Raw genomic sequence first — 11,286 nt, 5'->3', positions numbered from 1 at the left:
GCGCTAAAAAACGCGCAAGGCGCGGGCCCGCGCGGGCCGTTGCGGGGCTCGGCCCTTCGATTACTTTTTGCGCCAAAGAAGCCGCGCCGGCGCGAGGCAACCCGCGCGCCGCGCGGGGCCGCGGCGTCCGGTATGCAAGGTTCTGATATCGTTCCCGCATCCCCCCTTGCATTCCACGGCCCCCAGATGAGCGCACTCCGCCCCGACCACCCCGCCCTGCAGGACGCCATCGCGGACGCCATCAGCACCGCGACGCGCGGCGCCGGCCGCGTGAACATCCTGATCGCCGGCAAGACGGGCGTGGGCAAGAGCACCCTCATCAATGCCGTGTTCCGCGGCGAACTGGCCAGAACCGGCTCGGGCAAGCCCGTCACCCAGTCCACGCAGGAATTCACCAAGCCGGGCCATCCGCTGACCATCATCGACACCCGCGGGCTCGAAGTGGGCGACTACGCGCGCTCGCGCCAGCAGTTGGCGGATTTGATTCTTGAACGCTCGGCCTCGGACGACCAGGAAAAACACCTGCACGTGGCCTGGCTCTGCATCCAGGACAGCAGCCATCGGGTCGAGGACGCGGAAATCGAACTGTGCGACATGCTGGCCAACGCCGCCATCCCGGTCATCGTGGTGCTGACGAAGGCGCGCAAGAACAGTCCCTTCGTGGAAGAAGCGCGCAAGCTCCTGCCCCGCGCCAAGCAGGTCGTCGCCGTGCGGGCATTGCCGGAATGGATAGAGGAACTGGACGCCGAACTGCCGCCGATGGGGCTGGACAAGCTGATCGAGGTCACGGCGGAGCACATCCCCGAGGCGCAGCAGCGGGCCTACGCGAACGCGCTGTCCACCCGCAACAAGAAGGCGCTGGAGGTAAAAAAAAAGCGGGCTGAGATCGAGGTGAATGTCGCCGCCGGCCTGGCCGCGTCGGCGGCCGCCGCCCCCATCCCGTTCTCCGATGCCTTCGCCCTGGTGCCCATCCAGGTGGGCATGATCGCCAAGATCGGCATCACCTTCGGGATGGAACTGGACACCACCGCCATCACCACGCTGGTCACGTCCACCCTGGGCGCATCCGCCGCCACCCTGATCGGCCGCTCGGTCGTATCGGGCCTGCTGAAATTCATTCCCGGCGCGGGCAGCGCCGTGGGCGGCACCATCGCGGCCACGACCGCCGGCACCATCACCAAGCTGATGGGCAATGCCTATGTCGCGGTGCTGTACGACTTCTGCCTCAAGAACCCCGGCAAGGACATCGACATCGCGATGATCGCGAAGGCGTTGAAGCAGCGCGTTGCGTTCTGATTTCACGCGTAACGGCCCGATGGATTGATGTTTTTCTTGGCGCCACGGTAAATATTGCCGTGTCCGCGACGTAAATCCGTATATCCCCAGGTCTTACACAGGGCAGAAGACGCGCCCGCGCATTGCCGCAACGCGGCCGGCGCACCTGCCCGCCGCATCCAATGATCATCGCCAATTCCGACGTCATGTACCGGCACCTCGTGCAGGGTGTCATCGACTACGCCATTTACATGCTCAACCCGGATGGCACCGTTGCCAACTGGAACACCGGCGCGCAGCGCGCCAAGGGCTACACGGCCGAAGAAATCGTCGGCAGGCATTTCTCGTGCTTCTACAGCGCCGAGGACAGGGCCGCCGGCCTGCCCCAGCTTGGCCTGTCCGCCGCGAGCCAGCTTGGCAGGTTCGAGGCCGAGGGCTGGCGCGTGCGCAAGGACGGCTCGCTGTTCTGGGCCCATGTCGTCATCGACGCGATCCGCGACGACGCCGGCGAACTGATCGGCTACGCCAAGGTCACGCGCGACAACACGGAACGGCGCGAGCGCGAACTGCAGCTCCTGAAGGCCAAGCAGCTCGCCGAGCACTACAACGGCGAACTGACATCGATGTCGAGCTTCCTGCAGGCCGTCGTATCGCACATTCCCTCGTGCGTACTGGTGCTGGACGCCGTGTCGCGCCAGTTCCTGCTTGCCAACCGCCAGGCGGCGGACACGTTCGGCGGCAGTCCGGGAGGCTTGCAGGGCAAGACCGCGCAACAATGCCTGCCCGCCGCCGTCTGCGAGTTCTTCGACCGCCTGACGAACGACGCCCTGCGCTCCGACGGCGCCATGCGCGAAGAGGAAGAGGAACTGGCCACGGCTCGCGGCCTGCGGACGCTGCGCACCAAGACCCTGGCGTTTCACAACACCGATCCGCGGTCGCGCTATGTGCTGTTCATCGCGGACGACGTCACGGACGAGAACGCCGCCCATGCGCAGGTCCGCTACATGGCGCACCACGACACGCTGACGGGCATGCCCAACCGCAGGCTGTTCCGGGACCGGCTGCTGAAGGCCTTGGACGCCGAGGGGGCCGAGCGGACCACGGCGGTGCTGTGCCTGGACCTGGACAATTTCAAGAGCGTCAACGACACCCTGGGGCACCAATGCGGCGATGAGCTCCTGCGCCTGCTAGCCAGGCGCCTGCCCCGGCACCTGCGCGAACAGGACACGCTGGCGCGGTTGGGCGGGGACGAGTTCGCGGTGGTGCTGCCCAACATCGCCGAGCGGGACGATGTGCGCAAGATGGCTGAACGCCTGATCGACGCCATGCGGCAACCCTTCGAGATAGACGGCCATATCGTGCCCGTCAGCGTGAGCATCGGCATTGCGCTGACGGACACGCGCGAAAGCTCTCCCGACCGCCTGCTGCGCTATGCCGACATGGCGCTGTACGAGGCCAAGCGCAACGGCCGCAATTGCCTGGCCTTCTTCAAGCCCGAGATGGAAGCCGCCGCGCTCAAGCGCCACGAGGTCGAGATGGACCTGCGCCAGGCCATCATCTCGCAGCAGCTTCAGCTGTATTACCAGCCGATCATGGACGTCAGCCATGTGCGCATCGTGGGCCGGGAAGCCCTGATGCGCTGGCAGCATCCCACCAAGGGCCTGATCCTGCCGCAGGACTTCATTCCCATCGCCGAGGAAACCGGGCTGATCCACGAGCTTGGCGCTTTCACGCTGGACGAGGCCTGCGCGGAAGCGATGCGGTGGGACAGCCACGAGACGGTCGCCGTCAACCTGTCCGCCAGCCAGTTCACCAATGGCGCGCTGGTGTCGCTGGTGGAGTCCGCCCTGGTCAAATCCGGCCTGCCCGCCCACCGGCTGGAACTGGAGATCACCGAGTCGGTGCTTCTGATCAACTCTGCCGGCAATCTCGCCACGCTGCACCGCCTGAAGGAACTGGGCGTCAAGGTGGCGCTGGACGATTTCGGCACCGGCTACTCGTCGCTCGGCTATCTGCGCACCTTCGGGTTCGACAAGATCAAGATCGACAAATCGTTCACGCAGGACGTCGAATCCAGCCGGGAGGCGCTGGCCATCATCCGCGCCATCAACGGCATCGGCCGCAGCCTGGATATTCCCACCACGGCCGAAGGCGTGGAAACGCCGGCCCAACTGGAGCGCCTGACCGTGGAAGGCTGTTCGCACTTCCAGGGGTATCTGCTGGGGCGGCCGGTATCCCATGGCGGATTCGCGGCCACCGCGTCATTAGCAGGGCCGGATCCCGCAAATTGACCGCCTGCCCCGCGCGCGCCAGACCTATACTTTGTAGACACCGGCAGCGATGCGACGCGCCATCGCCCCCGGTGCATTCCGCGCGGCGCGTCGGATGTTCAATCACGCAGCGCCCTTCCGGGCCTGCGCAGGGAGAGCCACATGACACGCAAATACATCGATTGCCGCGAGTATCCCAGCGAGATGAACTGCTCGGTGGCATTGTCCGCGGACTCGGACGAAGAACTGCTTGAAGCCGCCGTCCAGCACGCGACCGCGGTACACAAGCACAGCGATACGCCCGAACTGCGCTCGCAGCTCAAATCCCTGTTCCATACCGGCACGCCGCCCGCCGACGCGCCCAGCCGAGGGTAATGCCGGCGCGGAACCTGTTGCGCTACTCCGATGCAATGTCGCCGATGGGCACGGGCCGTCCGAACAGCCAGCCCTGCCCAACGGCGGCGGGCTGGCGGGCGAGCAGGTAGCGGGCCTGCTCTTCGGTTTCTATGCCTTCGATGATCAGGCTGATGCGCAATTCGCGGGAAATGGCGATGACATGGTCGATGATCAGCGTGCCCGCTGCTTCGACGCCGATGGCGTGCGTGAAGCGGCGGTCCAGCTTGATGGCGTCGGCCTGCATTTCAGCCAGGTAGTTCAGGTTCGAATGGCCGGTGCCGAAATCGTCGATGAACACCTTGAAGCCCTTGGCGCGCAGTGTCTTGACCATCGCCAGGACGTGGCCGTCGGACAGCGGCGTGCCCTCGGTGATTTCCAGCGCGACATTGGCGGGCGTAAGACCGCGTTCGCTGACGGCGTCCAGCAGGAAATTCCGGTACTCGGCGTCCTTCAGGTCGGCGGCCGACACGTTGATGCTCACGTATAGCGCGGGATTCTTGCGCAGCCGGCCGTGCAGATCGCGCAGGGCCTGCGAGGTCACGTGACGCGACAGGTCGCGGCCCAGCCCCATGGCTTCGGCCAGCGGCACGAAAAGATTCGGCGGCACATCCCGGCCGCGGGTCCGCCAACGCGCCAAGGCCTCGAAGCCGGCCAGCCGGCGCGTCGCAAGCTGCCGTAGCGGCTGGTAATGGACCTGAATGCCGCCGCCCAGTATCGCCTTGCGCAGATCGGTCTTGACGCTGCCCGCATGCAGCCGCCACATGACGCACAAGCCGGCAAGAAAGGCCAGGGCCAACGCCCCGGCCACGGACAGCACCATGGCGGGCCACTGGAACCACGCATCGGACCTGAGGCGCGACACCACGCAGATGTCCGCCCCGGACTCGGGCGCGCACGCGGACGCGCGCCGTTCCGGCGCGAACGCGCCCGCGCGGTAGCCGTCGTTCCCTTCGGCTGGCAGGTGCAGGTCGTGGGTGCGGCCATAGCGCCGGTACGCATGCGTCCCGTCGCGCGTCACGATCTTGGCGTCGATGCCGGAACCCGGCTCCGGGAAACCCTCGAACGCGCCCGGCGCGGTGAAGACGACGACGTCGCGCGACGCAGCCATGTCGCCGGTGATGCGGCTGTCGACGATATTGGCCGCGCCCACCCACAGCACCAGGCCGCTGCGCAACGTGAAGGCCGGCGGAGGCAGCTGCAGCGCTTCGGGCAGCTTGCCCCAGGCGGCCGAACACGTGAGCATGCCATCCTGGATGCGGCCGATATCGCGGATGAAGGTGGAATTGAAGAGCAGCACCCGCAGCGTCGCGATGTCCGATTCCGAGCAGTCGGCGGCGGCGTGCGTGGCCGCGGCCATCAGCCGGTGGCTTTCCTGCACCACACGCAGCGCGTGGGCGAGCAGCCGGGAATTATGCCCGGCGAGCCTGTCGTCGACCTGGTCCAGCTCGACCAGCCGTCCGGCCAGCACGCCAGCCAGGAATCCCAGCGTCGCCATCATCAACACAAAAGCCGCAATTCTGAATCGTGACATGGGGACCGGGTGACACACTGGCGGCGCGTTACAGGGGATTTTGTGCGTAAGGCAATGTAACCGGAACTTCCCATTCCTTAAAGAGAAAAAAGCGGTTGAAAGCGGGGCCAGTCAACGCTTTCGGGCCATCCCGCCACGGGGGCCAGCGCCGCCCCGCCGGGACACCCTTGCCCCTGAAAACCGCCGGTCGCCCGTTGCGGTCCTGGCGGTGCGGGCAAACCCTATATAAAACTTTGCACAGCGTCCATGATCCAGGGTTATGCACAAGGCGCGCACGGTCCGCGGATTTCCACGAAAAACCCCGTCGTATCAACGATTTGGCGCCGAGGTTCAAGGCATCGCGCCCCGCCCGGACGGCGCCACGCCGCGGTATCGGTTTTGCGCGCGCGCATGCATGCTTGCGCTTTCGGCCAGCCCTGCGCCACGCGCGGCCCGGCCGCGCAAGATTTCCCGTCCGCAAGCGGGCGCCCCGCGCGCCCATCCATCGCGCCAAGATCATCCGGAGATTCATATCGTGAGCAACTCATCCCCTTCCCGCAAAATGGGCCTGGCCGTCGCCCAGATGGGCGCCGTCAATCTTGCCGACACCCGCGCGGCGGTCGTGCGCAGGATGGTCGAGATGATGCGCGAGGCGGCTGCGCGCAAGGCGGAGTTCGTCGTGTTTCCCGAGCTGGCGCTGACGACGTTTTTTCCGCGCTACTGGATGGAAGACGCCGAGGCGGTGGAACGCTACTTCGAAAAGACCATGCCCAATGCCGACGTGCAGCCGCTGTTCGACACCGCGCGCGAGCTGGGCATCGGCTTCTATCTCGGGTATGCCGAAGTGACGCCGGAGGGCCGCCAGTTCAACACCGCCATCCTGGTGGACCGCAGCGCGAAGATCGTCGGCAAGTACCGCAAGATCCACCTGCCGGGCCATTCGGACCACAAGCCCGACGCCCCCTTCCAGCATCTGGAGAAGAAGTTCTTCGAAGTGGGCGACCTGGGCTTTGGCGTATGGGAGACCAACGACGTCAAGATCGGCATGTGCCTGTGCAATGACCGCCGCTGGCCCGAGACGTACCGCGTCATGTCGCTGCAGAGCGCGGAGCTGATCGTGCTGGGCTACAACACGCCGTCCCTGAACATCCACTGGGACGAACCCGCGCACCTGCGCACCACGACGCACGAGATCGTGCTGCAGGCCAGCGCCTACCAGAATGCGGTGTGGATCGGCGCCGCCGCCAAATGCGGCCATGAAGACGGCCACCACATGATCGGCAGCTCGATGATCGTTGCGCCATCGGGCGAGATCGTGGCGCGCGCGAGCGGCGAGGAAGACGAGGTGATCACGGCGCGCATCGACCTGGGGCTGGGCAAGACTTTCCGCGACCACGTTTTCAACTTCGCCAAGCACCGCAGCCCGCAGCACTACAAGCTGATCGTCGAACGCACCGGCGCCGGGGAGCCGTTGCCCGTGGCGAAAGTCGACTAGCACCGGCCGATGATGGCCCGCGTCATCGCGGGCCATTGCCTCCATGCGCCGCCGCAAGCGCTGCTAGACTGCCATTGGCCCTTCGATTGACCGACCCCTATCAGGCAACGATCCAATGCGCTTTATCGACACAGAACAGACCCGCGGCGCCTTGTCTTTCGACACCGTCATTCCCGCCCTGCGGGAAGCGTTTCGCGGCAGCGCCACGGTGCCCGCGCGCCACGTCCACGCCATCCAGTCGGGCAACGCCCACGGCACCTCGCTGATCATGCCGGCCTGGAGCGAGCGCGGCTATTTCGGCGTCAAGATCATCAACATCTTTCCGGAGAACACGCACCAGGGCCTGCCTGGCCTGCACGCGACGTACAACCTGTACAGCGCCACCACCGGCGTGCCGATCGCGCAAGTGGACGGCGATATCGTCACCGTCTACCGCACGGCCGGCGCGGCGGCGCTGGGCGCGGACTACCTGGCCCGCGCCGACGCCAGCACCCTCCTGATCGTCGGGTCCGGCCGTATCGCCGGGCTGGTCGCGGCGGCCATGCGCGCCGTGCGCCCCATCCAGCGCGTGCTGGTGTGGAACCTGCGTCCGGCGGGCGCCGACGCGCTGGCCGGCCGCCTGCGCGAACAGGGCTTTGACGCCCGCGCCGTGACAGACCTGGAAGCCGCCTGCCGCGAGGCCGACATCGTAAGCTGCGCCACCTTGTCGACCCAGCCCCTGATCCAGGGCGCCTGGCTGCGCCCCGGCACGCACCTGGACCTGATCGGCAGCTTCAAGCCCGAAATGCGCGAGACCGACGCCGCCTGCTTCGACGGCACCACCGTCTATGTGGACACCGACGAAGCGCCCACCAAGTCAGGCGACCTGCTGTCCGCATTCGAGGCCGGCGTGCTGACGCCCGAGGGCATCCACGGCAATCTGCACCAATTGACGCGAGGGGAGCGCCCGGGCCGCCGCGGCGACCAGGAAATCACGGTGTTCAAAGCCGTGGGCAGCGCGCTGGAAGACCTGACGCTGGCCACGCTGGTTTACGAATCGGTCCGAGACTCGGCCGCCACCACGACGGGAGAAAACGCATGATGCAGGCACGTTCCATCAGCTTGAACGAATTCGGCGGTCCGGAAGTCATGCGGCTCGTCAGCGCCGACCTGCCAGCGCCGGGCCCGGGAGACGTCCAACTGCGCCAGACGGCCATCGGCTTCAACTACATCGACATCTACCAGCGCACCGGAAAGTACCCGCTGCCCACCCCCACGGGTCTGGGCCACGAGGCGGCCGGCGTGGTCGAGGCCCTGGGGCCGGGCGTGACGGACCTGAGCGTCGGCGACCGCGTCGTCTACATGAACGCCGGCGTGGGCGCCTATGCCGACCGGCGCAACGTGCCCGCCGCCAAGCTCGTGAAAATTCCCGCCGGCATCTCCGACGAGCAAGCCGCGGCGGTGTTCTTCAAGGCCATGACCGCGCAGTACCTGGTGAAGAAGACCTATGCGGTTCAAGCCGGGGACATCGTGCTCGTGCACGCCGCCGCGGGTGGCGTGGGGCAGATCCTGAGCGGCTGGGCGCATGCGCTGGGCGCCACGGTGATAGGCACGGCGGGGTCCGCCGCCAAGTGCGAGGCCGCCCGGGCCGCGGGCTGCGATGCCGCCATCGACTACACACAGGACGATTGGGTGGCGCAGGTGGTGGCGGCGACGGGCGGCAAGAAGGCGCGCGTGGTCTACGACTCGGTCGCCAAGCACACGTTCATGGGATCGCTGGACTGCGCCGCGCCGTTTGGCCTGGTGGTGCTGTTCGGCGCGGCATCCGGGCCGGCCCCGGCCATCGATCCGGAACTGCTGAGCAAGAAGGGCTGCCTGTTCCTGACCCGGCCGTCGGTCTTTCCGCACAACGCGGACACGGACACATTCCGCGCCAACGCGGCCGATGTGTTCGACGCCATGCAAAGCGGCGCCGTGCGCGCGGTCATCGGCGCCCGCTACAGCCTGGCGCAGATCCAGGACGCCCACCGTGCCGCGGAAAGCCGCGCCGTCACGGGCGCCATCGTCATCACGCCCTGACCGCCCCCCGGGCGTCGCCCGCGAGGCCCGCCGCCAGCCCCGCCGGCAGGTGCTCGCGCATGATCTCGATAAAGCGGCGCAGGCGTGCCGGCTGGAATCGCGACGGCGCATACACCAGGTAGACGGGCAGGGGATCCGCCCGCCATTCCCGCGCCAGATGCACCAGGCGCCCCGCGGCCAGGTCGTCCGTCATGGCCCAGGCCGATCCCAGCGCCACGCCCAGGCCCAGCACGGCGGCGTTGCGCAACGCATGCAGGCCGTCGGTGGACAGGCGCGGCTGGATGCCGAAGCGTCCGGTCTCGCCCGTTTCGCAATGCGTCAGGCTGACCTCGGTGCGGTAGAAGGTGCGCAAGGCCAGCCAGGGCAGCCGCGCCAGTTCCGACGGCCCCTGGGGCACGGCCGCGCCCTGCAGCAGCGCGGGCGAACCCACGACGATGCGCGGCACTTCGCCCAGCTTCACGGCGATCACCGACGGATCCGTCACGGCGCCGACCCTGATCGCGCAATCGACGTTCTCGGCGATCAGATCGGGCATGCGGTCGTGCAGCAGCCATTCCACCCGCATGTTCGGATACCGCTGCAGATACTTTGCCAGCGGCTCCACGAACTGGTCCTGGCCGAAGGCGTGCGGGGCCACCACCCGCAGCATGCCGACGGGCTCGTCGCCCGCGCCGCGCACCTCGCTTTCGAAAGACTGCCAGGTGGCGATCAGTTCCTTGCCCCGTTCATAGCAGCGCTGCCCATCCTCGGTCAGCCGGATCGCATGGGTGGACCGTTGCAGCAGGCGCACGCCCAGCGTGCGCTCAAGCAGTTGCAGCCGGCGGCTCACGGTCGGCTGCGTTCCGCCCATCTGGGCGGCGGCCGCGGACAGGCTGCCGGCTTCGACGATACGCACGAAGGTCTCGATCAGCAGCATGCGGTCGCTGCCGGCGGCGGCGGTGAGGACGGAGTTGGTCATACGCCTATCGTATAACGGATGTACCCAACGGTCGGCTACCAAACCCGGGGCGGGAAGCTCAGAATTTGCCCCGTACACAAGAGCCACCGGATACCCATCATGTCATCCCCCACCTCCCACCCGTCCCTGTCGCGCGGCCTGGTCTTCCTGCTTGCCGTCGGCGCGGGCCTGGGCGTCGCATCCCTTTATTACAGCCAGCCCATGCTTGGCGTGCTGGGCGCCGACATCCACGCCAGCGCCGAAACGCTGGGCTGGATTCCCACGCTGACCCAGCTGGGCTATGCCTTCGGCATTTTGATGCTGGCGCCGCTCGGAGACCGCTACGACCGCAAGCGCATCATCCTCATCAAGGCCGCCGTGCTGAGCCTGGCCCTGCTGCTGGCCGGCGCATCGCCAACCATCGGCCTGCTGCTGGCCGCCAGTTTCGCCATCGGCCTGTCGGCCACCCTGGCGCAGGACATCGTGCCGGCGGCCGCTCATCTGGCGCCGGCCGAACAGCGCGGCAAGATCGTCGGCACCGTCATGACCGGGCTGCTGCTGGGCATCCTGCTGTCGCGGGTCGTGAGCGGCTTCGTGGCCGAACAATTCGGCTGGCGCATGATGTTCGCGGCCGCCGCCGCCAGCATCGTGGCGCTGGGCGCGGCATTATGGCGCGGCCTGCCGCGCTTCGAGCCGTCGACGCGGCTTGCCTACCGCGCGCTGCTGGGTTCGCTGCTGACCTTGTGGCGGCAGCATCCCGGGCTGCGCCGCGCCGCCACCGCGCAGGGCTTGCTGTCGCTGGGGTTCAGCGCCTTCTGGTCCACCCTGGCGGTGATGCTGCATGACGCCCCCTTCCACCTGGGCGCGGGAGCCGCGGGCGCGTTCGGTCTGGCCGGCGCCGCCGGCGCCCTGGCCGCGCCGCTGGCCGGCCGGGTCGCCGACAGCCGCGGCCCGCTGGCGGTCGCCAGCCTGGGCGCCGGGCTGACCATGGTGTCATTCGCCACCATGATCTTCCTGCCGTTGCTGCCGCCACATGCCGCGCTGTGGCTGATCGGCGGCAGCGCCATCGGCTTCGATCTGGGCATCCAGACTTCGCTGATCGCCCACCAGAGCATCGTCTACGGCATCGACCCCGCCGCCCGCAGCCGGCTCAACGCCATCCTGATGACGGGCGTGTTCATCGGCATGGCCGCCGGCGGCGCGCTGGGCAGCCTGGCGCTGGCCCGCTGGGGCTGGACCGGCGTCACCATCACGGCGGCGGGCGCCGCGGCCGCCGCGCTGGTCCTGCGGGTGTGGCCAGGCCAGCGCAGCCGCAATGGCGACGCCAGCCGCTATGCGGCCTGAC

At 67.7% G+C, this 11,286-nt stretch carries 9 protein-coding genes; 7 read left to right on the top strand and 2 right to left on the bottom strand.

All coding sequences use genetic code 11. From position 1 onward, the window contains the following. The first annotated feature begins 186 nt into the window (after positions 1 to 186). The 3 genes from ASE30_RS21175 to ASE30_RS21165 all read left to right on the top strand — a co-directional run bounded on the left by ASE30_RS21175 (position 187) and on the right by ASE30_RS21165 (position 3,920). The gene (locus ASE30_RS21175; protein ID WP_057286241.1) at positions 187 to 1,296 is read left to right on the top strand and encodes a YcjF family protein; all 1,110 of its coding nucleotides are present in this window, start codon (positions 187 to 189) and stop codon (positions 1,294 to 1,296) included. Between the two features lie 161 nt (positions 1,297 to 1,457). Then, positions 1,458 to 3,566: a bifunctional diguanylate cyclase/phosphodiesterase gene (locus ASE30_RS21170; protein WP_057286240.1), complete on the top strand. Its 2,109-nt coding sequence runs from the start codon at positions 1,458 to 1,460 to the stop codon at positions 3,564 to 3,566. A gap of 141 nt (positions 3,567 to 3,707) precedes the next feature. After that, positions 3,708 to 3,920: a DUF1059 domain-containing protein gene (locus ASE30_RS21165; RefSeq protein WP_057286239.1), complete on the top strand. Its 213-nt coding sequence runs from the start codon at positions 3,708 to 3,710 to the stop codon at positions 3,918 to 3,920. Between the two features lie 22 nt (positions 3,921 to 3,942). On the opposite strand, the gene ASE30_RS21160 is transcribed toward ASE30_RS21165, so the two are convergent. Further along, entirely contained in the window at positions 3,943 to 5,472 is a 1,530-nt protein-coding gene (locus ASE30_RS21160; RefSeq protein WP_235515313.1) for an EAL domain-containing protein, read from the bottom strand. A 541-nt stretch (positions 5,473 to 6,013) separates the two neighbouring features. Between ASE30_RS21160 and ASE30_RS21155 the strand changes: the two genes are divergently transcribed. The 3 genes from ASE30_RS21155 to ASE30_RS21145 all read left to right on the top strand — a co-directional run bounded on the left by ASE30_RS21155 (position 6,014) and on the right by ASE30_RS21145 (position 9,004). Continuing rightward, entirely contained in the window at positions 6,014 to 6,946 is a 933-nt protein-coding gene (locus ASE30_RS21155) for an N-carbamoyl-D-amino-acid hydrolase (protein WP_200964462.1), read from the top strand. Positions 6,947 to 7,061: 115 nt separating this feature from the next. Next, complete coding sequence (locus ASE30_RS21150) at positions 7,062 to 8,027, top strand: ornithine cyclodeaminase family protein (RefSeq protein WP_057286238.1); 966 nt, start codon at positions 7,062 to 7,064, stop codon at positions 8,025 to 8,027. Beyond that, positions 8,024 to 9,004: a quinone oxidoreductase gene (locus ASE30_RS21145; RefSeq protein WP_057286237.1), complete on the top strand. Its 981-nt coding sequence runs from the start codon at positions 8,024 to 8,026 to the stop codon at positions 9,002 to 9,004. The genes ASE30_RS21150 and ASE30_RS21145 overlap by 4 nt, the downstream gene beginning before the upstream one ends. Here the strand turns inward: ASE30_RS21145 and ASE30_RS21140 are convergent. Continuing rightward, the gene (locus ASE30_RS21140; protein WP_057286236.1) at positions 8,994 to 9,962 is read right to left on the bottom strand and encodes a LysR family transcriptional regulator; all 969 of its coding nucleotides are present in this window, start codon (positions 9,960 to 9,962) and stop codon (positions 8,994 to 8,996) included. The two genes, ASE30_RS21145 and ASE30_RS21140, sit on opposite strands and share 11 nt — an antisense overlap. Before the next feature lie 99 nt (positions 9,963 to 10,061). Here ASE30_RS21140 and ASE30_RS21135 point away from each other — a divergent pair, with 99 nt between their 5' ends. Next, entirely contained in the window at positions 10,062 to 11,285 is a 1,224-nt protein-coding gene (locus tag ASE30_RS21135; RefSeq protein ID WP_057286235.1) for an MFS transporter, read from the top strand. Position 11,286 lies beyond the last annotated feature (1 nt).

The sequence above is a fragment of the Achromobacter sp. Root83 genome (genome assembly GCF_001428845.1).
In the GTDB taxonomy this organism is placed as follows: domain Bacteria; phylum Pseudomonadota; class Gammaproteobacteria; order Burkholderiales; family Burkholderiaceae_B; genus Achromobacter.
The sequence above is the reverse complement of the archived record's forward strand: the minus strand, read 5'-3'. Positions and strand labels throughout refer to the sequence as shown.

Bases quoted from the DNA above. Each gene is read 5' to 3' on its own strand.
- ASE30_RS21175 (WP_057286241.1), top strand. From the start codon at position 187: ATGAGCGCACTCCGCCCCGACCACCCCGCCCTGCAGGACGCCATCGCG.
- ASE30_RS21150 (WP_057286238.1), top strand. From the start codon at position 7,062: ATGCGCTTTATCGACACAGAACAGACCCGCGGCGCCTTGTCTTTCGAC.
- ASE30_RS21145 (WP_057286237.1), top strand. From the start codon at position 8,024: ATGATGCAGGCACGTTCCATCAGCTTGAACGAATTCGGCGGTCCGGAA.
- ASE30_RS21160 (WP_235515313.1), bottom strand. From the start codon at position 5,472: ATGTCACGATTCAGAATTGCGGCTTTTGTGTTGATGATGGCGACGCTG.
- ASE30_RS21155 (WP_200964462.1), top strand. From the start codon at position 6,014: ATGGGCCTGGCCGTCGCCCAGATGGGCGCCGTCAATCTTGCCGACACC.
- ASE30_RS21135 (WP_057286235.1), top strand. From the start codon at position 10,062: ATGTCATCCCCCACCTCCCACCCGTCCCTGTCGCGCGGCCTGGTCTTC.
- ASE30_RS21165 (WP_057286239.1), top strand. From the start codon at position 3,708: ATGACACGCAAATACATCGATTGCCGCGAGTATCCCAGCGAGATGAAC.
- ASE30_RS21170 (WP_057286240.1), top strand. From the start codon at position 1,458: ATGATCATCGCCAATTCCGACGTCATGTACCGGCACCTCGTGCAGGGT.
- ASE30_RS21140 (WP_057286236.1), bottom strand. From the start codon at position 9,962: ATGACCAACTCCGTCCTCACCGCCGCCGCCGGCAGCGACCGCATGCTG.